The organism is Arthrobacter sp. D1-17 (genome assembly GCF_054130535.1).
In genome coordinates, this window is the sequence record NZ_CP096382.1 from 369,920 (window position 1) to 391,549 (window position 21,630).

The following is a 21,630-nucleotide window of genomic DNA, read 5'->3' on the forward strand; positions in this document are numbered from 1 at the left end:
GTCCTGCTGGTCCAAGGGTTCAGTTGAGCGAGATCGGGAGGGGCGGTGCGCTGGGTGCACGGTGTGCAGCGGGTCCGGTCCAGGCTCAGGCTCGTAGTGATTTGGCGAGTTCTTCGATGTGGTTCAGTGTGGAGGTGTCATCTGAAAGTTGAGCGTCGATGGCTGCAATGAGTGCTGCGGTGCGCTGTCTTCCGTTCAGCTGCAGGGCCTGCTGGATGTCGGTCATTGCGGGGTCCTGGATTTCTTGGGCGTTTTGAGCCCATGTGAGCCATGCGGCGAAGATGCGCGCCGCTCCCGTGGCCGGCCTTCCGGCGGCCAGTTCTGCTGTCAGTACCGGCAGTGCGCGCATCCTGAGCTTGGTGGTGCCGTCAGCGGCGATCTGGTTCAGGTGGTGGCTGATTCGTTTGTTGCTGAATCTTTCCAGGAGTGCATTCCGGTAGGTGGGGATGTCCAGACCCTCCGCGGGGAGATTTCGTTCGGCTTCGTCCCAAAACTCCTGGACCCATTGGGCGCAGAGAGGGTCGGAGAGGGCCTCGGCGACGGTGTTGTGCCCGCGTTGGAGTCCTGTGTAGGCGAGGAGGGAGTGTGCACCGTTGAGGAGCCACAGTTTGCGGTTTTCGTACGGTTCTATGTCGTCAACGAAAACGGCGCCTGCATCCTCCCAGCGGGGTCTGCCGGCAGGGAAGCTGCCGCTGAGGATCCAGTTGGTGAACGGTTCTGTGACCACGGGGGAGTGGTCTTCGAGGCCGGAGTGTTCACGCACCAGATGCAGTTCTTCGGTAGTGGTGCGGGGTGTGATGCGGTCCACGGACGTTCCCACGAAGCTGACATTCTCCAGGATCCAGGAAGCCAGGAGGGGATCTGCGGCCCCTGCCATTCCTGACACGGCGTTGCGGGTTGCTGCGGCGTTGGCGGCGAGATTGTCGCAGGAAACTATGGCGACCTTTCCGGCGGCGGCATTTCTGCGCGCGCGCAGGCCGTGGACCAGGCGGCCGATGGGGGTGGCTGGGGCCGCCTTATGGGGGTCATCGGTTTCGCGCAGTGTCCCGATGTCCGCCTGCACGGCGGGATGATGAAGGTCCAGCGTCCCGTCCGGCAGGAGGTGGTAGCCGGCTTCGGTGATTGTCAGGGTAACGATTGCTGTTGTTTCCGCGCTCAGGAGCTCCTTGAGGCGGGCCAGGTCGGCGCCGTCCCGGGCCTCCACGATGGAGGAGATGATGTGGAAGGTGTCCTCGGTGGCGGAGCGGACAATGAGGGTGTACAGGCCGTCCTGTGCTGACAGGACAGTGGCCGCGGCCGCGCTGCGGCCGGTGAACGCTGCAATGCCCCATTGGGCTTCGGGGTCAGCTTTCCACGTGTACCAGGCCTGGTGTGCCCGGTGAAACGCCCCGAGGCCTATGTGGACCATGCGGACGGGAGGGCGCTGGGGAAGTTGGATGGTCTGCGCAGAGAGCAGGTTCTTGGTTCGCAGTTGGGTCTCCACGGTCGTTGTTCCCTTCGATTCATTGATATGCAAGGCATTGTTGCGCTGCTGAGGCCCCGCAGGCGTCATGATCCTGCCTCGCCGGTCATGGCCGCGCCCCAGGCCGGTGATTCCGTGGTGGGCTGTGAAGGCATTAGGGAACGCGGTTGGCGTGATGGCCCGCGGCGTGGACGCTGTGATCGGGGGCGCTGATGCCTTCTTCATCCAAGGGGTTGATGGCCAGCAGAACCTTGCTGGACTGGCCCGGCAACGCCGCCAGTTCGAAGGCACGGCTGAAGTCACGCCAGTCGATGATGTGGGAGATGATCGGAGTCAGGTCCAGTTCCCCGGTAGCCAGGGCATTCACAACGTCATCGAACTCATCCAGGAAACGGTATGACCCGCTGACCCGCAGTTCCTTGGTAATCGCCCGGGACGCCGGAAAGGGAATGTCTCCGACTCTTTGGTTCCCGACCATCACGACGTCGCCGCCGCCACGTGTGGCATCGACGGCGAAGGAAAGCCCGGCCGCTGTGCCTGAGCATTCAAACGTCACATCAAAGTCAGCGTCTGCTTCTTCTCTGTTCGGTGTTCCCGGGTTGATGGTGCGATGAGCGCCCATGCGGCGTGCTGTTTCCAGGGGTTGTGCATGAAGGTCGCTGACCACGATCTGGCCGGCTCCCCGCAGTCTGAGAACGGCGACGACCGCCAGTCCAATTGGCCCGGCCCCAATGACCAGGACGCGCTTGTTTGCGATGGATCCTGCCCGGATCACTGCGTGCCATGCCACGCTGGCCGGTTCTGCCAGCGCAAAATGTTCCAAAGGAACCCCTTCAGGCAGGGGACGTACGCTGTCGCGGGGGACCACCATCAGGCTGGCAAAACCGCCGTGGGTGTGGGGGCGGTGTGCTGCGCTTCCCAGGTACCGTCCGCTCAGGCAGAGATGACGGCGCCCTGCCGTGCACTGCCGGCAACTTCCGCAGGACGTCGCCGGGTGAATGGCCACGGGGGTTCCTTCTGCGGCGCCGGCTCCGTCGGCGGCCTCTTGCCTGACTACACCTACGACCTCGTGCCCAAGAATCATGGGATCCTGCAGGACCGAGGTGCCTGAAGAACCGTGCTTCCAGTAATGCAGGTCGCTCCCGCAGATTCCGCCCAGCTTGATCTCTACGATGAGTTCGTTCTCGGCCGGGGCCGGGAGAGGGCGGACTTCGAGGTCGAGCTGGCCCGGACCTCTGATAACAAGCGCATTGCTCATGTGGGGCATGGTTCTTCCTCTGTGGCATCTTCGCCAGTCGTTTCGGATGGACTTCAATAACTCTATAGACAATATGGCAAAAGTCTATAGAGTATTGGGCATAGCCAATTTTCGACGGCTATCCACGCTTAGACTCAATGAAGATGTCCATTGCGTCTCATGCTCAGCCAAGGAGGCCTGAGGTAGTGCAGAACCACAAGAAATCAGCAGTTACAGGAATTGTGCTCATTGCAGGGGCAGCTCTTGCCCTCAGCGGGTGCTCCCCGCAGAGCCAAGCCGGGCAGGAAACTGGAGCAACTTCGCTCGATCAGGTGTCCGTTGCCCTCGTACCGGGAGGCGCGCACCCGTACTTCCAGCCATGGAAGCAGGGAGGCGAGGCGGCGGTGAAGGACTTTGGTATCGGCAAGGTGACCTTCAACGAAACCGGCGAATGGGACCAAACCAAACAGAACTCCGCCATTGACTCACTCGGCGCCCAGGGCTACAACGCGTTCGGTGTGTTCGGGGTCTCCGCAACCGATATCGACAGCACTTTTAAGGACCTGAAACAGCAGGGCTTCGCCGTTGGTGCTCTGGCTGCCTGCCCCGCCGGGGATACTAACAGCGCAGACTTTTGCCTCAGCACGGACACCGGAACGGCCGCCTATAAGGCCGCAAAGGCCGCCATTGATGCGATGGGCGGTTCAGGAAACCTTGTCCACCTGACCGGTAACGCGGTCGACACGAACACCCAGCGTCGCATCACCGGAGTCCAGAAAGCCGTCGACGAAACCAACGGCGGGGTGAAACTGCTGACCACAGTCACGGACATCGACAAGGATCTCCAGAGTGCTCAGAAGGCCGTCAGCGACCTCCTGGCAACGAGGGGATCCGAAATCGACGGCATGGTCACCACCGCAGGCAACCCGGCCGTGGCTGCCACCCAGGGCGTCGCGGACGCGAAGCTGCCGATCAAGGTGATTGCGACCGACAATGACCCCATTGTTGTGCGCGCGGTCAAGGACGGGACCATCGCCGGGACCGTGGTGCAGAACCCGTACGGCCAGGGATACGTCGGAACCTGGGCCCTGGCCAATCTTCAGGCCGGAATCTGCGAGCCGGCTGAACCCGGTTTCTCCATCGACTCAGGCTCTTTCCTCGTTACCAAAAAGAACGTGGAAACCTACGACCAGGAGCGCCTGGCAAAAACAAAGGAGCTCCTCAACGAGTTCCAGACGAAGCTGTTCAACTGCAAGAAGTGACGCAGCCGGGGACTCTGCACCCAGTGCAGAGTCCCCGGGCCGCTTCGGACATACGTGAAGAAATGAGCCATCGATGACGATCGCAGAAAAAAAACCCGCACTGCGCGCCGTGACTCCAAACCGTCCCGGGCGATCACCGCTCCAACTACTCACCAGCCAACGCACCCTGCTGGCCTTGCTGACCGCAGCCCTTTTCATCGGGTTCGGCCTCATGAATCCGCAGTTCTTCAATGAAAGGTTCGTTGTTTTTCCCCTGCTTCGCGATGCCTCAGTCTTCGCTGTCGTGGGGCTGGCCCAAATGTGCGTTCTGTCCATCGGGCAGATGAACCTGGCCGTTGGCCGCATGGCGGCGGTGGGTGCCATGGCTTCCGGGGCCTGCTACCAGTTCCTGGGGATGTCTCTGCTTTCCGGCGCGGTTGTCGGCATGGTCGTGGGAGGACTGCTTGGCCTGCTCGCCGGCTGGATCATCGTCAGGTCCCATGTGAACGCATTCGTGGTCACCCTGGCCCTGGACTTCGCCCTGCTGGGCCTGGTGACCCTGGTGTACACCGCACTGACAGAAAACGCGGCGTTCAGCACAAAACCTGAAGGCATGGACGTATTCCGGAACGGTTCTTTCGCTGACATTTGCGCCTTCGGCTACTGCGGACCCCGGGCCATTCCCTTGCTCGCCATTCCCGCGCTGCTGGCCGTCCTGCTCATGCACCATCTCTACGTCCGGTCACGGATAGGCAGGGAAATCCTCGCCACCGGAGCCAACCTCAGAGCAAGCGAACTCTCCGGCATCCCGGCCGGCAAGCGGATCCTGCTCGCCCACGCCCTCTCGGGCATCCTCGCCGCCCTGGCCGGGATCATGCTGGCCACCACCACCGGATCCTTCTCAGCGGCCATTGGCTCCGAATTCATGATCCCCTCATTCCTCGGCCCGGTTCTGGGCGGAACTCTGCTCATCGGCGGCGTCGTCTCCGTGATAGGAACCGTGCTCGGCACGTTACTGACGCTGGTGATCCGCATGGGACTCAGTGTCGCCGGAGCAGGACTGGACACACTCAACATCGCGCTGGGCAGTGTTCTGCTGCTGGCACTTTCAGTGCAGCGCTTCCAGCGCATCCGCCGGAGGAAGAAAGACAAGGAAGCCGCCGCATGAAAAACCTGATCTCCAAACTCCCGATTCACGGCTCAGAAGGCACCCTGACCCTGATCGTCTGCGTAGGCTTCCTCATCCTGGGCATCTCCTCGGGCGGCAGCCTCTTCAGCCAGCAGGGGCTGCTGAGCTTCCTGGCATACCTCTCGGTGCCCATCCTCATCGGACTCTCCCAGATGACGGTGCTGGCCGTGGGCCAGCTGAACCTGGCCATCGGCGCAATGGGGGGCGCCGTCTGCGGACTCATGGCAGTGCTGATGGCCGACGGCGCAGTCCCGGTCTGGGCCGCACTGCTCATCGGACTGGCCACCGCGACAATCATCGGCGCAATCAACGGCCTTCTTGTCATCATCACCGGCCTCCACGGCTTCATCGTCACCCTCGGAACGATGACCATCCTGCTGGGCGTCCAATTCTCCCTCGTACGGTCCTTCACGATCGATGCCTACTCCGACTCGCTAAAATCCTTTGGACGCGAGAATATTGCGGGAATTCCCTGGCTCTTTCTGGCCACGATCGCAGTAAGTATCCTCGTCTACTTTTTCTTCTCCCGCTCCGTAGCGGGCAGAAATCTCCTGGCAACCGGGGGAAGTGAAGTAGCAGCCCGCCTCTCAGGCATATCCAACGCCCGGTCCATGATCCTGGCCTACACCGTCTCGGGATTTCTGACCGGACTGGCCGCCCTGGCGACCATGGCATCCCTGACGGGAATCAACCGCTCAATCGGCGTGGACTGGCTGCTGCCAAGCTTCGCCGCCCCCATCATTGCCGGGGTCCTGCTCACCGGCGGATCCGTCGCCATCTACGGAACAATCATCGCCGCGTGCCTGCTCCGGATCGTGGACGTCGCCCGCGCGCAGTTCCTGCTTGATCCAAGCTGGACCAGCTTCGTCATCGGGGCCGTCGTTCTCTCCACAGTCGCCATCAGCGAATACCGCAAGCGCCGCGCAGCATCCGTCATGCAGAAAAGAGAGGGACTGGCAGCATGAAAAACCGCCTCACCGCCACAGGGCTGACCAAGGAATACCCTGGAGTAAAAGCGCTCTCCGCCGCCCGGCTCACCTTGCAAGAAGGCAGCATTCATGCCCTGCTCGGAGAAAACGGAGCCGGAAAGTCGACGCTGGTAAAAATCCTCACCGGCGTGCACTCACCGGACGCCGGCACGCTACTCGTGGACGACGCCGAAAGGCACTTCGGCAGCCCCATCGACGCCGCGAGGGCAGGGATCGGCGTCGTCCACCAGGAAAGGAACGTCGTTCCACTGTTCTCGGTCGCGGAAAACATCACGCTGCAGGACCCGCCGTCCCGAAGGGGACTGATCGACCAACAGCGCAGGGCCGAAATCGTGCAGAACGTCCTGGAAACTCTGGAATTCGATGTCAACCCTGCGACTCCTGTTTCCGAATTGTCCGTCGCCCAGATCCAGCTGGTCGAAATCGGCAAAGCCCTCGCGCTGAACTCCAGGGTGCTGATCCTGGACGAACCGACAGCGTCCCTGACGGACAACGAAACGAGCAGGCTTTTCACCGTGCTGAGGAGACTGCGCGATGCAGGAACGGCGATCGTGTTCGTCAGCCACAAGCTGGAAGAGGTCTTTGACCTCTGCGACACAGTCACCATCCTCCGGGACGGCGTGACCGTCGTCGAATCAGAACCGCTCGCCAACTACACCCAGCGCGACATCGTCAACCTGATGGTCGGGCGCATCCTCGCCGAGCGGGACGTCCGGCTTCGCGTTATTGAGCGGACCGGCACTCCAAAGCTCGCCGTGCGGGACCTCTCCACCGACCTCGGACACACCAACATTTCCTTCGAGGTGTACCCGGGCGAAGTCCTCGGTCTCTACGGACTCGTCGGGGCCGGCCGCAGCGAACTGGCCCGCTCCATCCTGGGGCTGAACAAGGTGACCGGAGGCGAGATTCTCCTCAACGGCCGGCCAGTCACCATCGGCAGCATGGGCGAAGCCCTCCACCGCTACCGCATGGGGTACGTGACGGAGGACCGGAAGGGCGAGGGCCTTTTCCTGGACATGACCGTGCGGTACAACGTCGCCGCTACTATCTGGCGCCGCATCTCAGGCTGGTTCGGCGTCAAAACACGGCTCGAAGAAGAAGCCGCCGCGAAGGCAATCAAGAACCTCAGCATCAAAGTTTCCTCCGACCAACAACTGGTGGGCCAGCTCTCGGGCGGCAACCAGCAAAAAGTCAGTCTCTCCAAGTGGCTCGCCGCGAACACAGACGTGCTCATCATTGACGAGCCCACCGTCGGCGTGGATGTCCGGACAAAGGAAGATTTCCAGGAACTTATCCTCGACCTCGCGGACTCAGGCCTGACGATACTACTGATTGACAGCGATCTTCCGGAGATGATCAACCTGGCAGACCGCATAGCCGTTGTCCATGACTACCGGCTGGTCAACATCGTCGATAACACCAAGAACTACGCGGACGTCAGCGCAACGGTGATCCGCAGCATCCACGACTCCTCGGTGGCAGCATGAGGATCGACGCCCACCACCACGTCTGGACCCTTGCCGATCACCCCCAGACGTGGATGACCCCCGTGCAGGCAGAGACCATCGGCCGTGACTTCACACTCCAGGACTGGGCGGATGCCGCCAGCCCGTCGGGCATAAGCCACTCTGTCGTTGTGCAGACCGTGGAAGACGCGACCGAGACACTTGGGCTGCTCGCCCTGGCAAGGGAATCATCGACCGTGCTCGGTGTCGCGGGTTGGATCGACGCTGGAACCAACCCGGAAGGGCAGCTGGACCGGGTGCTGGATCATCCCGGCAGCGAAAAGCTCGTGTCCGTGCGCGATCTTACGGAGTACCGGCGAGACCTCGCGTGGCTGGCAGGGGAGGAGGCTGCCCGGTTTTTCAAGGCAGCAGGAAAAGCCGCCCTCTCCGTGGACCTCCTGATCAGACCGGAGCACCTGCCTGCCGCCGCGCAGGCGGTGGCAGCCCATCCCGCGGTCCGATTCATAGTCAACCATCTGGGTAAGCCGGATCTCGATGTGACGCCCGCTGCTGACTGGGGCCGAAGCATGTCAACGATTGCTGGCTCGCCCAACGCGGCAATCAAGGTCTCCGGGTTCGCCACGCTCGCACACGACTTCAGCACAGTAAAGGCCCGCCTGCCCGAATATGTGGACGAATGCCTGCGCCTCTTCGGTCCGGACAGGATGATGTTCGGCAGTGACTGGCCCGTCTCACTCATGGGCGCCTCCTACGCTGATCTCGTAGCCGCCCTCCAGGCGGCGGTAGCGAGCCTCAGCCGAAGCGAACAGGAATCAATCTGGCACAGCACGGCATCCCGCTGGTACGGGCTACAGGTGAAAGAGGGAATCAAGTGAAAACACGCACGACCCGCGGCGGCCTCAGACTCACGGAAGTCGGACTGGGTACATCCCAGCTCGGCAACCTGTACACGGAAACCAGCGACGAAGACGCCGCAGAAGTGATCAGTACCGCCTGGCGCGGGGGAGTGCGCTATTTCGACACCGCCCCGCACTACGGCCTGGGCCTTTCCGAGCGGCGGCTGGGTTCACTCCTGCAGCCGTACCCGCGGGATGAATACGTACTCTCCACCAAAGTTGGTCGGCTGCTCACCCCCCATGTCGGAGGAGCGGGCAAGCAGGACACAGAGGGATTTGCTGTCCCGGCAACTCACGTCCGGCAATGGGATCTCAGCAGGGACGGCATCAGGCGCTCCATTGAAGAAAGCCTGATCCGCCTTGGCCTCGACAGGATTGATATCGCATATCTGCACGACCCCGACGGCAGAGAAGAAGAAGCGATCCGCACCGCGCTGCCTGCCCTGATCGAACTGCGTGATGAGGGCATCCTCCGAGCTGTCGGGGCCGGGATGAACCATGCACCTCCCCTCACCCGGTTCGTGAAGGAGACTGACATCGATATCGTCATGGTCGCCGGAAAATTGACCCTGCTGGACAAGTCAGCGGCCGATGAACTGGTCCCTGCGGCGATGGAGCACGGCGTCAGCATTGTGGCGGCAGGTGTCTATAACTCCGGAATCCTGGCAACCCGGCGGCCAAAGGCGGATGCACGCTTCGACTACGTGCAGGCAGATCAGGAGCTGATTTCCCTGGCTTGTGAAATGGCCGATGTGTGTGAGGCGAACGGGGTGGAACTCCCGGCGGCAGCCTTGCAGTTCCCTCTCGGGCAACCGGCTGTCGCCTCCGTTGTCGTGGGAGCCAGAAACGGCGCGCAGGTCAGCAGTGCCTTGGACCGCTACAAGACGGAAATCCCCGAACGGCTCTGGCGGATGCTCGCAGGTAAGGATCTGGCGCGCCGCTAGGATTGAGGCGAGTGGCGGTTGGACCCGCAGACGTCGAATGAGTATAAACATAGGTTCAATTGCAGCGGAGAAGGAAAATGTCCAGCAGTCCCGAAGTAGAAGCGAGAACACCCGACACGGCCCCCATGTTCAAGAAGAACGTGCTGGCGGACGATGTTTACGAGCACTTCAAATCCCTGATCATGGACCACTCCCTGGAACCGGAGACCTCCCTCAAGATCGAGATTCTCGCCCGGGAGCTGGGTGTTTCCCCTACCCCTGTGCGGGAGGCGCTTCTCCGCCTGGAGACCGACTCACTGGTCACGAAGCGCGGCAACCGCTATTTCACCAATCCCGTCATTAACCGTGCAGAATTTGAAGACCTCTGGGAATTCCGGCTCTGCATTGAACCATGGGCAGCCGCCCTTGCCGCCCGCCGTGCCACGCAGGCGGACATCGACCGCCTACGGAAAGAAGTCGAGCACCCGGCTGGCATCGGCAAGGCAATGGACTTCAGCAAGTACAAGGCAATGCAAGAACACGACCAACGTTTCCACAGCCTGATATTCCAAATTGCAGGCAACGACTCAGCCAGTGACGCCTTCACGCGCGCCCACGTCCACTTGAGAACATTCCGCATCCTGTACGCATCCCAACTCGGCCACGCTGCCGTGGACGAGCACGGCGCCATAGCAGAAGCGATATCAATCAAAGACCCTGTCGCCAGCCAGACAGCGATGAGGGAGCATCTCGAACATTCGCTCGAGCGCCTTCGCCCATTCGTCAAAGATTAGGTGCTCCAGATTTCCCAGTACACTCCTGGCGCGGCTCTTGTGACGGACCTGCGCCGACGGTTCGCCAACTAGACTGGCATCCCATAAGTGAGTAGGAAGCGAAACTCACCTATTCCCATGCCCTTGGAGCGCCGATAACCGTGTTGTTTCCCTAGCTGATGCCGTAATCGCTGGCGAGGATGATTTGGGAATTCCACGGGCCGCCCGCTGGACCAGGTCGGCCGCCCGTTCCGGTAAAGGGTCTTTTTCCGTCCCCGGTAGACGCCCCGCTGCTTCGCCCGTGCGATGCCTTCCGCTGCCGCTCCCGGAGGGAGCGTTCGAAATCAGCGAAGGCACCCACCACGGAGAGCACGCGGATGGCCATAGGGGAGTCCTCCCCGGTAAAGACCAGACTTTCCCTTGATGAACTCCGCCCGCACGCCCTTACGCGTGAAACCCTGGATCAGTGACCGCAGGTCATGCAGGTTTCGGACGAGCCGGTCCAAGCTGGGCAGCACAATCGTGTCCGCTGTCCCGCCACCGATGCCTCCAAACGCGTCGACCTGTCAGCTACGTTCTAGGGCCTCCCAGAAGAACGTCAAGACTCGGGACCTTCCGTTGTCAGATTGGGGTGTGCTCCAACTAGGCGCATTCCGGCCGTGCCGTGTTTTCGAAAATTTGTTTACAGGTTCATTACTAAGAGGCCGGGTTCGATATTGATTGACCAGCAGTGCAAGCGAAGCGCGGATCCGAGCCAGGGAAGTTGCTCATTGGAACCTGCAGCCGGGATCAGACTCGGTGCCGCTAGGCAGCACGCGTTTCTCCATCTTCCAGTGGCCGTGGCCGGGAATGCCGAACGGCTTGACAGCGGGCACATGCCTGCGGGATTTTTCCTTCCCTCACTGTGACCATTACACGCGGCCCAGGGCGTCGATGTCTTCGAGGAAGTCCTGGTGGACTTCCTCGCTGACGGTGGTGCGGGTTTCGGCGATGGCGTCGAGGTAATCCTGGGTGGCGGGGCCTTTTCGGACCGCCTCCCGGACGGAAAGCTGACCTGCGGAGGCCAGCCCGCCGTCGTCGTACACTGCTTTTTCCAGGGCGCGCTGGGAGGCGCTGCGGGCGGCGTACTCGATGTCGGCGGGGGAGAAGCCCTGGGTGTGCTCCACCAGCAGGTCAACATCAACGGCGTCCAGAACGGGGGCGGGGATGAAGCGCTGCCACATCGCTTCGCGGGCCTGCCGGTCGGGAAGGCCGATGGGGATGACGTAGTCGAACCGGCCGTGGCGCAGGAAGGCGGTGTCCAGGGCGCGGATGAAGTTGGTGGCGCAGACAAGCAGGCGGCCGGGCTGTTCGCGGAAGGCAGGGATGATCTTGAGCAGTTCGTTGGTGACGCCCTGCAGCGGTGACGGCGGCTCGCCCGAGCGCTGGGAGGCGATTTCTTCCACCTCGTCGATGAACACCACGGCGTGTTCCAGCTCTGCGATCTCCAGGAAGGTCTCGCGGAGCGCCCCGGCCAGACCCTGCGGGTCCGCGGCCAGCCGGGAGGGAAACACCTCCACGAAAGGCCATTCGAGGCGGGAGGCGATGGCTTTGGCGAAGGTGGTCTTGCCGGTGCCGGGCGGTCCGAAAAGCACCACAGCGCGGGGCGGCACCACGCCGAATTCGTCGGCGAGGTCGGCCTCGGCCAAGGGGAGGACCAGGCGGCGTTCGAGCAGTTCCTTTTCCTTGCGCATGCCGGCCACGTTTTCCCACAGGTCGCGGGCCAGGACGCGGCCGCCGAGCTGGCCCAGCGCGCCGAGTTCCTGGCGCTGGACGGGAATGGTCCGTTCGAAGTAGCGCAGGTTCTTTTTCAGTGCGAAGCCGCGGCCCAGGAACGCCTCCACCCGGGTTTCCGATTCCGGCATCAGTGCAGAGAGCTTGTTGAGGCCGTGCGGTGCCATGCGGTTTTCGACGGCGGCCAGCAGCGAGGTGCCGATTCCCCGGCCGCGGTATTCGGGCAGGGTGGCCAGGAAAACGATCCAGCCCTGATCGTGCGCGGCGCGTCCGACGGCGGCACCCACCACCTGGTCGCCCTGTACCGCCACCACGGCGTGGTCCTTTTCGCAGGATGCCAGGACCTCGGAGAGGGCATAGACGGGTTCCACGTTGCTCGCCTTCAGGGTCTCCCAGAGGTGCAGGATTCCGTCCAGGTCCGAGGAGTGAAAATCCCTGATCCGCCAGTTGGTCATACTGTTTCTCCCGAGTGGATTTTCATTGAATGCGTCTTGATGCGGTGCTGCGGCCCGGTGACGCACGGTGCCACCGCTCCTGTAGCAGGACCGCCGTCAGGGTTCTAGTGGAACTGGCTTCCTTCGGTGGACCTGAACCTTTGTCTGACGGAGGTGGGGCTTCAGAATAGGCGGACAGCTTGGCGAGTGGAATTCGGGTCCTGTTGAGAGGGATCGAAGGCAGTACGTTGGTCATGGTGCCACGATTGAGAGATGGTGCCCGTCTCCTCGAACGACCATTCGTCGCCCCTCGATGCCCTCTGACCGAAGCCACAGGATGTTGGAGTCAGGAGCTACGAGCTCTACTTCGGCCCGCCGGAGTAAGTTGCCTCCCTGGCGTAGTTCTACTACTTTTCCGACCAGTCCCTCCCAGCTAGCGTCCGGTTGGAGAGGGAGGACGCGCAATTGGAGTTCAGGTTCCAAAGGCAAGACAGCACTTTCGGTTTCCTTCGACACAAGAGGCCTTCCTTTACCGCTCCACGAGGATGCCGTCTGGATCGCACCAGACCATGGCCCCAGGCCGGAAGGTCACGCCGTCGATCACGACATCGACGTTCACCTTGCCGACGCCGGCCTTTGCGCTCTTTTTGGGGTTGCTGCCCAAGGCCTTTACGCCGAGGTCCAGTTGGGCGATAGCCTCGCGGTCCCTTACTGCACCGTAAATGACGACGCCGGCCCAGTCGTTGGCCGCTGCGCTAGCGGCGATCATGTCCCCCATCAGGGCTGTGCCCAAGGAACCACCGCCGTCCACTACCAGCACGTTGCCGTTGCCAGGGGTGGCCAGGGTGGACTTAACCAGGACGTTGTCCTGATAGCAGTGGATGGTCCGGGTCCGTCCCCTGAAGTGTGACCGCCCGCCCAGGGACTGGAACTGGAGCGATACAGACGCCAGCGTGTCCCCACGCTCATCGTAAAGGTCCGCAGTATTAACAGTGGTGTTGTCCAGCGGCTCGGACACAGCGCTCATCTCATTCTCCTTAGTCCTCAAGTGGTCGGAGCCGAAGTTCCGCCCACAGTACGGTGCGGCAGGCGGGTAACGCCCACGATAGTCCCATCTGTCAGACGACCTACCCGGCCTCGCCAACGTCTTTGTCCTGTCCCGAGCTGCGGCAACGCGGTGGCCGGAGCCCCGCGGCTGGGCGCATGGATGTCGCCGCGCCCATCGCCCAGCCGCCACCGGAACTTGCCACCTACCGCGCGCCGTCCTCAAGACAACGATCACCAATCATCGATGGCGACACGGGCCGTTGTGTCCACCTGCCTCTTAGGGCGGATGGGCCGCATGAAAGCCCGCAACGGGGTCACCCCTGCATTTTTAGCCTCCGCCCGGCACTACCTCCTATATCGGGTAGGAGGGATTGGTAAATCTGCTTCAGCGTCATCCGGCCAGCCAACGAGCTGAGCCGTATTATGATCCTTCTGCATCAATGCGGGGATACGCGGGCGGGAGTACGTCTGGAAAGAAGACGTTCAGCATGGCGGAGGACGGGGGAGTCCACCATCTGGCCTTCGAATTGAAAGACTCCGCGGTTTTCACCAGCGGCCGCGAGGACGCTCAGGGCCCATGCTACTTCCTCTTCTGTCGGCTCGAACGCTTTGCGGATTGTACGGATTTGGCTTGGGTGGATGGCAGCCTTGGACGAGAATCCTACGGCCACAGCATCGTCCGATTCCTCCGCCAAGCCACGCTCGTCGGGGATGTTCATGTAGACCGAGTCGACTGCAACACGTCCGTGTGTCGCGGCTGCCAGCAGCACATGGGAACGGGCATGGGTAGCCACCGCCCGGTACTGTCCCGTCCTCAATCGGCTGGAATTCCCCCCAAGAGTGGCGACAAGGTCTTCAGCCCCCCACATGACGGCGACCACGGAAGACACGGCAATGATGGATTCCGCATGGAGTATTCCGCGGGGAGTTTCCAGGAGGGCCACCAGAGCATATCCCTCGACACTTTCCAGTTGTTCCGCGGACTCGCATTTGGGCACCATGAGAATCTGATAGTCGGTCTTAGCCAGGACTTCGAGATCGAACCGGGCATCGGCCGTACCTAAGGGATTGATCCGAATGATCGTACGTTCGGGGTCGAGCCTCGAGGCAAGAAGGGCCTGCCGGGCAGCGGGTTTGTCGGGAGCCGCGACTGCATCTTCCAAATCTATGATCACAACGTCCGCTGCATCCACGGCTTTCTGGTAGCGGTCCGGGCGGTCCGCTGGGCAGAATAACCAGGCAGGACCGGGCGGTGACCAATTTTCCCTTGGCGTCGAACCAGGAATTTCGGATGTGCCGTCGCCGCCCTGTTGGTCCCTGTCGCGGCCCGGAACTGACGGTGCAGCTGTCATCGTTCTTTCCTGTCTGCCAATTCCTGGTGTCCTTGTTTGGTCCAGAAGAGACTTGTGCGGGTAGCAACAGCGACCGTCGTCCCATCCTGGTTTTTCCCGGTGTGCTGCATGGTCACGATTCCCTGTCCGGGTCGCGAGGACGATAGCCGTTTTCCGGTAATTATGGTCTCTGAATAGAGGGTGTCACCGTGGTACAGCGGGTGGGGAAAGGCGATGTCGGTCAGGCCCAATTGGGCGACGATGGTGCCCTGGGTCAGTTGGGGCACGGACTGCCCCACCATCGTGGCCAACGTGAACATCGAGTTGACCAGTCTCTGACCGAAGGGCTGGGTTGCGCTCCAGGCCGCGTCCAGGTGCAAGGCCTGGGTATTCATTGTCATGGTGGTGAACAGAACGTTGTCGGTCTCCGTAAGGGTGCGCCCCGGAGCATGGATGTAGCGCACGCCTTCCTCAAGTTCTTCAAAGAACAGGCCCCGCTGCTTGATCTCCGTTGGTGCACCACCGCCGGCTCCGGACCGGTCAGGGGCCGAATCAGTTGCTTCGAGCGTACTTTCCATGGTCACCACTACAGTCCGAGCTCGCGGGCGATCAGCATCAACTGGACCTCGGTGGTGCCTTCGCCGACCTCCAAAATCTTCGAGTCGCGGTAGTGGCGCGCTACGGTGAACTCATTGATGAAACCGTAACCGCCGAATACCTGGGTGGCATCGCGAGCGTTGTCCATGGCGGCTTCACCGGCAACCATTTTCGCAATTGCGGCCTGAGTCTTGAATGGCCGCCCGGCGAGCATCCTGGCAGCGGCATCATAGTAGGCAAGGCGCGCTGTATGAGCGCGTGCTTCCATGCGTGCGATTTTGAAGGCAATCGCCTGGTTCTTGCCAATGCTCTGCCCGAACGCGCTGCGTTCCTTGGCGTACCTTACCGACTGCTCCACGCAGCCCTGGGCTGCGCCGACAGCCAAAGCGGCGATGGCGATGCGCCCCTCATCCAGGATGGAAAGGAAGTTTGCGTAGCCGCGGCCCCTTTCCCCGAGCAGGTTCGCTTCGGGCACCCGGACGTCGTTCAGGGTGAGGGGGTGCGTGTCCGAGGCGTTCCAGCCGACCTTGTTGTAGGCCTTTTCAGCTTTGAACCCCGGCGTGTTGGTAGGGACCAGGATGGTCGAAATCTCTTTCTTGATAGTGCCGTCGGGGCGTTCCTGCTGCCCCGTCACTGCGGTGACAGTGACCAGGCGCGTTATGTCGGTGCCGGAGTTCGTAATGAACTCCTTGTTGCCGTTGATAACCCACTGCCCACCGTCCAGCTTTGCGGTGGTCTTGGTGCCCCCGGCGTCTGAACCGGCTTCAGGCTCCGTCAGTCCAAAGCCTGCGAGAGCCTTGCCGGAGGCGAGTTTCGGCAGCCATTCCTGCTTCTGTTCGTCGTTACCGAACCGGTAAATAGGCATGGCTCCCAACGAGACACCGGCCTCGAGGGTGATGGCCACGGACTGGTCAACCCTGGCCAGTTGCTCAAGGGCCAGTGCCAGGGCGAAATAGTCACCGCCCATGCCCCCGAACTCCTCAGGAAACGGAAGGCCAAAGAGTCCCATGTCCGCCATCTGCGAAACGACGTCGTAAGGAAAGCTGTGTTCCTCATCGTGCTTGGTCGAAACGGGGGCTACGACTTCGTCAGCGAATTCGCGAACGGTCTTGCTGAGGTCCTGGTAGTCCTCGCTGAGCTCGAAATCAGGCATTACTGGGTTCTCCTTCGTGTGTCGCCGCACCTTCGGACGAGGGTGCGGCAGGGTGTATCGAGGCGACAATTTGGTTGGCCTTCACCAAGTCGCCGGGTTTCACGGCGATGTTGACCGTCCCGGTTGTGGAGGCGACCAGCTGGTGCTCCATCTTCATGGCCTCCACAGCGAGCAGGACTTGACCTGCGGCAACGCTGTCACCGTTGTGGACGCTGACAGCGACGACGGTGCCTGGCATGGGCGAACGGACATCGGGGTCGGCGCTGCCTTCTTCCCTGCCCAAGCCGGCGAGAATCTTGTCCAGCCTGTCTTGGCGGCTCAGGAGCTGTAGCTCGCAGGCGGTTCCCTCCTCACCCACCCAGAGGGATGATTCGTTCCGGGCGATGTCTACGGATCGAAGCACTCCCGCGAACTGGATCATCGCACCCTGCCGCGAAGTTACCGAAGGCGGTGTGGGACAGAACTCGGCATGAACGGTACCGCCGTCGCCGTTCTCGCGGCGTAGGACGACGTCGCCGCGCAAGGATCCCCGCGGTCCCGCCGTACAAGATGACAACTCAACGGAAGTTTCCGCACCTGTTTCATCAGCAAAGTGGTACAGCACCGGTGCATGAAGGCCCACACGCCATCCCGACAGGGTCCGCCATGGATTGCCGCCGGCCTGCAGCCGGTTCCCGTGAACGGAAAAGGCAGCCGCGGCCAGCCATGCGTCGTCCACATGCTTGAAGCTGAACGCAGGCATTTTGCGCTCAATCATTGTGGTGTCCAGCCGCCCGGCACGCACGTCTTCATCGGCCAGCAGCAGACGCAGGTATTCGATGTTCGTTCTCAGGCCAAGAACCATGCTGTCGCTGAGGGCCTGGTCCAACCTGTCGAGAGCCTCATCCCGGTCCTCGCCCCAGGCAATGATTTTAGAGAGCATCGGGTCATAATGCGGGGTAATTTCAAGTTCTTTTTCCAAGGCAGAGTCCACCCGGATGCCCGGCCCTGTCGGTTCACGCAGGTCGAGGACTGTGCCGCTGGTAGGCAGGAATCCGTGCTCGGGATTTTCGGCATAGACCCGCGCTTCCACGGAATGACCCTTGAGGACGATGTCATCCTGGAACAGATCCAGTACCTGGCCGGCCGCTATGCGAACCTGCCATTCCACGAGGTCAACTCCTGTCACCATCTCAGTGACGGGATGTTCTACCTGCAGCCGGGTGTTCATTTCCATGAAGAAAAACTCGTCGGGAGCTGAATCGGAAACAAGGAACTCCACAGTCCCGGCCCCGGAGTACCCGACACTGCGGGCAGCGTTGCAGGCCGCCTCGCCGATCCTTGCTCGGGTGACTGCATCGAGCAGCGATGACGGCGCCTCTTCGATCACCTTCTGGTGGCGTCGCTGCAAAGAACATTCACGTTCGCCCAGGTGGATCACGTTGCCGTGGTTGTCTGCCAGCACCTGGACTTCGATATGCCGGGGCGTTGCTACCAGCCGTTCAAGGAAGAGCGTGTCATCGCCGAACGCGGCTGCGGCCACGCGTCGGGCAGCAACGAGGGTCGCTGTAAGGGTGCCGGGATCATTGACGACGTGCATGCCCTTGCCGCCTCCGCCTGCTGACGGTTTGATCAGCAGGGGATAGCCGATGTCAGCTGCTGCGGCTTCCAGCATCTCATTGCTCAGGCCGGGTTGGGCGATGCCCGGCACCACGGGCACTCCGTGCTCCATGACGTGGTTCTTGGAACGGATCTTGTCACCCATCATGTTCAGCGCATGGATTCCCGGACCGATGAAAACCACACCGGCATCTGCCAACGCACGGGCGAAGGCTTCGTTTTCGGAAAGGAAGCCGTAACCGGGATGCACTGCCTCTGCACCGCTGGCTTTGACAGCGGACAGGAGGGCGTCAATGTTCAGGTAACTGTCAACGGCCGGAGCAGGCCCGAGGAGAATCGCCTCATCGGCAAGGTGTACATGTTTGGCCCCGGCGTCCGCCTCGGAATAGACGGCGATGGAACGGATTCCCATCTTCCTCAAGGTAGAGATGATCCGGCAGGCGATCTCGCCGCGGTTCGCTATCAGTACAGAACTGAACGTCTGATTCATTCCAGCCTCACATTCGGAACAGGCCGAAGGAGGTCTCCGGCAGGGGAGTTCGGGAGACAACGTCAAGCGCCAGTCCCAGGACGGTACGGGTGTCGGCAGGGTCAATCACGCCGTCATCCCAAAGGCGGGCGGTGGAGTAGTACGGGCTTCCCTGCTCCTCGAACTGCGCCTTGATGGGGGCCTTGAATGCTTCTTCCGCATCGGCGGACCATTCTTCCCCGCGGGCCTCATATTGATCCCTCTTGACCGTTGCGAGGACACTGGCCGCCTGGTTGCCACCCATCACGGATATGCGGGACGCGGGCCACATCCAAAGGAAACGCGGGGAGTACGCCCTGCCGCACATCGAGTAGTTTCCTGCGCCGAATGCTCCACCTATGACCACGGTCAACTTTGGCACCCGCGCCGTCGCGACAGCCGTCACCATTTTGGCGCCGTTCTTGGCGATACCGCCTTGCTCGTAGTCCTTGCCCACCATGAACCCGGACAGGTTTTGCAGGAAGACCAGCGGAATGCCGCGCTGGTCACACAACTCAATGAAATGGGCACCCTTGAGCGCCGATTCGCTCAACAGCACGCCGTTGTTGGCAATGATCCCCACGGGGTGGCCGTGAAGTTTTGCAAAGCCCGCCACAAGGGTGGTGCCGTATTCCTTCTTGAATTCGTGGAACCGGCTGCCGTCGACAAGCCTGGCAATCACCTCGTGGACGTCGTACTGCGCGTTGACATCCGTGGGTACCGCTCCGTACAGCTCTTGAGGGTCAGCGGCGGGTTCTTCAACTACTGTGTCCACGTCCCACACCGGCTGCGTCGGTGCGGGCAGGGTGGACACGATGTCCCTAACAATTTGGAGTGCGTGCTCGTCGTTCTCGGCCAGGTGGTCAGTCACACCTGAAATCCGGGAATGGACTTCGCCGCCGCCGAGCTCCTCGGCAGTGACAATCTCGCCGATGGCAGCTTTAACCAGCGGAGGCCCACCCAGGAAAATAGTGCCCTGGTTCCTAACTATTACTGTCTCATCGCTCATCGCCGGCATATAGGCGCCGCCGGCGGTGCAGGAGCCCATAACGGAAGCGATCTGCGGGATTCCCGCAGCGGACATCTTGGCTTGGTTGTAGAAGATCCTCCCGAAGTGTTCCTTGTCCGGGAAGACTTCGTCCTGCTTGGGGAGGAATGCTCCTCCGGAGTCCACCAAGTAGATGCAGGGCAACCGGTTTTCGAGAGCGATCTCCTGCGCCCGAAGGTGCTTCTTGATGGTCATCGGGTAGTACGTGCCACCCTTGACCGTGGCGTCGTTGGAGATCACCAAAACCTGCCGGCCATGGACCAGGCCAATCCCTGCAATGACTCCGGCGCCGGGACAGTCGCCATCGTACATTTCATGGGCCGCCAGGGGAGCTATTTCAAGGAAGGGGCTTCCGTCGTCGAGCAGGGCTTCGACACGTTCCCTGGGCAGCAATTTTCCGCGCGTGAGGTGGCGCTGCCGGGCGTGGGACGGACCACCGAGGGCGGCGGCTGCCAGGTGCTTTTCAAGTTCAGCGGCCAGTTCCCTTTGCATGGCGTCGTTGGCTGCGAACTCGCCTGTGGAGGGATCCACGTGGCTTTCGATGGTTTGCATGGGGGTATTCCATTCTGAGTCTGTACTCCCGTCCTCCAGTGGCAGGCGACGGGACTGTGGCAGGAAGGGTTTGCCTAGAGCAGAGCGAGGGTCATGCCCGGCTGGGTGAGGATGGCACCGATGTCTGCCAGGAAGCGTGATCCCTGTTCGCCATCCACAAGCCGGTGATCAAATGACAGGCTGAGTGTCATGACATCACGCAGGGCGACCTCCCCTTTGTGCTCCCATGGTTGTCTGCGTACGGCTCCCATCGCCAGAATCGCAGCCTCTCCGGGGTTGAGGATCGGTGTTCCGGCGTCGATGCCGAAGACGCCAATGTTGGTGATGCTGATGGTTCCCGCCGAGAGTTCATTTGGGCTGGTCTTGCCGCCCCGGGCACGGTCCGTCAGTTCCGTAATGGCTGCGGAAAGCTGCAACAGGCTCAGGGTTTGCGCGTCTTTGATGTTGGGAACCATCAGGCCACGCGGTGTGGCAGCGGCAATTCCAAGATTGATGTAGTTCATGGTGACAATCTCGGCGTTTTCCTCGTCCCAGCGGGAATTGAGCGAAGGTTGCCGTGCAACGGCTATGCACAGGGCCTTGGCGACCAATGTCAGAGGCGTGAGTTTGTATCCATTGAATTCGCGGCTTTTCTTCAGCTGCGCCAGCAGCTCCATCATCGCCGACACGTCGATGGTCAGGAACTCGGTCACGTGCGGGGCGGTAAAGGCGCTGGCCACCATGGCGGCGGCGGTGTGCTTGCGCACTCCCTTGATTGGCGTTCGGGTCTCGGAGGCTGTCTTCATCGCAGCGGACAAGTCGGGCGAACCCGTGACCTCCTGCTTTTCTGCTGCGGCCAAAACGTCCGCACGGGTGACGAGGCCGTCCTTGCCGGTGCCAGTCAAGGCGTCCAGGTCCAGTCCAAGGTCGCGGGCAAGTTTGCGGACTGGGGGGGTGGACCGAACCTGGGTCTTTTCTGGTCCCGCCGCCGGCGCAGCCGAGGTTGCTGCCGCCTCAGTAACTGGCTGTGTGGCAATGTCGCGGCCCAAGCTTCTCGGCCTGCGCTGGGGCCTTCCCGACTTTTCGGCTTCCGCTCCATATCCCACAAGCGTGGGAATACGCTTCGCTGGTTCGCGGCCGTCGTTCGAGGAGGACTTGACTGCCGGCTCGTCCTGCGTGGCACTCTTGTCGGCAGGCAACTCAAAGGAGATGATACGGGTGCCGACGGCTACGACTGTTCCAGCTTCTTCGTGCAGTTCAGAGATGACGCCGGCATAGGGCGACGGAAGTTCCACAACCGCTTTGGCCGTCTCAACCTCTGCAATGGTCTGGTTCAATTCGACGACGTCGCCGACTGACACTTTCCAGTCGAGGATCTCCGATTCTGTTAGACCCTCGCCCAGATCGGGAAGCAGGAATTCCTTGATCATTGT

Annotated in this window: 17 protein-coding genes and 1 pseudogene; 7 read left to right on the forward strand and 11 right to left on the reverse strand. The window is 61.6% G+C overall.

The window, feature by feature from the left end:
- Positions 1-85: 85 nt before the first annotated feature.
- Complete coding sequence (locus M1E01_RS01700) at positions 86-1,483, reverse strand: mannitol dehydrogenase family protein (RefSeq protein ID WP_457973389.1); 1,398 nt, start codon at positions 1,481-1,483, stop codon at positions 86-88.
- Between the two features lie 133 nt (positions 1,484-1,616).
- The gene (locus M1E01_RS01705) at positions 1,617-2,720 is read right to left on the reverse strand and encodes an L-idonate 5-dehydrogenase (protein WP_457973390.1); all 1,104 of its coding nucleotides are present in this window, start codon (positions 2,718-2,720) and stop codon (positions 1,617-1,619) included.
- A gap of 185 nt (positions 2,721-2,905) precedes the next feature.
- Between M1E01_RS01705 and M1E01_RS01710 the strand changes: the two genes are divergently transcribed.
- The 7 genes from M1E01_RS01710 to M1E01_RS01740 all read left to right on the forward strand — a co-directional run bounded on the left by M1E01_RS01710 (position 2,906) and on the right by M1E01_RS01740 (position 10,197).
- Positions 2,906-3,961: a sugar ABC transporter substrate-binding protein gene (locus M1E01_RS01710; protein ID WP_457973391.1), complete on the forward strand. Its 1,056-nt coding sequence runs from the start codon at positions 2,906-2,908 to the stop codon at positions 3,959-3,961.
- Between the two features lie 73 nt (positions 3,962-4,034).
- Positions 4,035-5,108, forward strand: coding sequence for an ABC transporter permease (locus M1E01_RS01715; RefSeq protein WP_457973392.1), 1,074 nt, complete (start codon positions 4,035-4,037; stop codon positions 5,106-5,108).
- On the forward strand, positions 5,105-6,094 hold the full coding sequence (locus tag M1E01_RS01720; RefSeq protein ID WP_457973393.1) for an ABC transporter permease: 990 nt from the start codon (positions 5,105-5,107) through the stop codon (positions 6,092-6,094). The genes M1E01_RS01715 and M1E01_RS01720 overlap by 4 nt, the downstream gene beginning before the upstream one ends.
- Positions 6,091-7,605 (forward strand): sugar ABC transporter ATP-binding protein, encoded by a 1,515-nt coding sequence (locus M1E01_RS01725; protein WP_457973394.1) that lies wholly within the window; start codon positions 6,091-6,093, stop codon positions 7,603-7,605. Before M1E01_RS01720 ends, M1E01_RS01725 begins: the two co-directional genes overlap by 4 nt.
- Positions 7,602-8,459: an amidohydrolase family protein gene (locus M1E01_RS01730; RefSeq protein ID WP_457973395.1), complete on the forward strand. Its 858-nt coding sequence runs from the start codon at positions 7,602-7,604 to the stop codon at positions 8,457-8,459. The genes M1E01_RS01725 and M1E01_RS01730 overlap by 4 nt, the downstream gene beginning before the upstream one ends.
- On the forward strand, positions 8,456-9,424 hold the full coding sequence (locus tag M1E01_RS01735) for an aldo/keto reductase (RefSeq protein ID WP_457973396.1): 969 nt from the start codon (positions 8,456-8,458) through the stop codon (positions 9,422-9,424). The genes M1E01_RS01730 and M1E01_RS01735 overlap by 4 nt, the downstream gene beginning before the upstream one ends.
- Before the next feature lie 125 nt (positions 9,425-9,549).
- Positions 9,550-10,197, forward strand: coding sequence for a GntR family transcriptional regulator (locus M1E01_RS01740; protein WP_457973397.1), 648 nt, complete (start codon positions 9,550-9,552; stop codon positions 10,195-10,197).
- Positions 10,198-10,348: 151 nt separating this feature from the next.
- Here the strand turns inward: M1E01_RS01740 and M1E01_RS01745 are convergent.
- The 9 genes and pseudogenes from M1E01_RS01745 to M1E01_RS01785 form a co-directional block, all read right to left on the reverse strand.
- A pseudogene (locus M1E01_RS01745) lies at positions 10,349-10,703 on the reverse strand (recombinase family protein); the annotation flags it as partial.
- A gap of 384 nt (positions 10,704-11,087) precedes the next feature.
- A complete protein-coding gene (locus tag M1E01_RS01750) occupies positions 11,088-12,404 on the reverse strand; it encodes an ATP-binding protein (protein WP_457973398.1) in 1,317 nt (438 codons plus the stop codon).
- A 508-nt stretch (positions 12,405-12,912) separates the two neighbouring features.
- Positions 12,913-13,410 carry a ribonuclease E activity regulator RraA gene (gene rraA / locus M1E01_RS01755; RefSeq protein ID WP_457973399.1) on the reverse strand — a complete coding sequence of 166 codons (498 nt, stop codon included), beginning with the start codon at positions 13,408-13,410 and terminating at the stop codon, positions 12,913-12,915.
- Positions 13,411-13,867: 457 nt separating this feature from the next.
- A complete protein-coding gene (locus tag M1E01_RS01760) occupies positions 13,868-14,605 on the reverse strand; it encodes an HpcH/HpaI aldolase/citrate lyase family protein (protein ID WP_457973400.1) in 738 nt (245 codons plus the stop codon).
- Between the two features lie 173 nt (positions 14,606-14,778).
- The gene (locus M1E01_RS01765) at positions 14,779-15,339 is read right to left on the reverse strand and encodes a MaoC family dehydratase (protein ID WP_457974830.1); all 561 of its coding nucleotides are present in this window, start codon (positions 15,337-15,339) and stop codon (positions 14,779-14,781) included.
- A gap of 8 nt (positions 15,340-15,347) precedes the next feature.
- The gene (locus M1E01_RS01770; protein ID WP_457973402.1) at positions 15,348-16,511 is read right to left on the reverse strand and encodes an acyl-CoA dehydrogenase family protein; all 1,164 of its coding nucleotides are present in this window, start codon (positions 16,509-16,511) and stop codon (positions 15,348-15,350) included.
- The gene (locus M1E01_RS01775) at positions 16,504-18,600 is read right to left on the reverse strand and encodes an ATP-binding protein (RefSeq protein WP_457973403.1); all 2,097 of its coding nucleotides are present in this window, start codon (positions 18,598-18,600) and stop codon (positions 16,504-16,506) included. The genes M1E01_RS01770 and M1E01_RS01775 overlap by 8 nt, the downstream gene beginning before the upstream one ends.
- Before the next feature lie 7 nt (positions 18,601-18,607).
- Positions 18,608-20,218, reverse strand: coding sequence for a carboxyl transferase domain-containing protein (locus M1E01_RS01780; RefSeq protein ID WP_457973404.1), 1,611 nt, complete (start codon positions 20,216-20,218; stop codon positions 18,608-18,610).
- A gap of 74 nt (positions 20,219-20,292) precedes the next feature.
- Positions 20,293-21,627 carry a dihydrolipoamide acetyltransferase family protein gene (locus tag M1E01_RS01785; protein WP_457974831.1) on the reverse strand — a complete coding sequence of 445 codons (1,335 nt, stop codon included), beginning with the start codon at positions 21,625-21,627 and terminating at the stop codon, positions 20,293-20,295.
- Between the last annotated feature and the right edge of the window lie 3 nt (positions 21,628-21,630).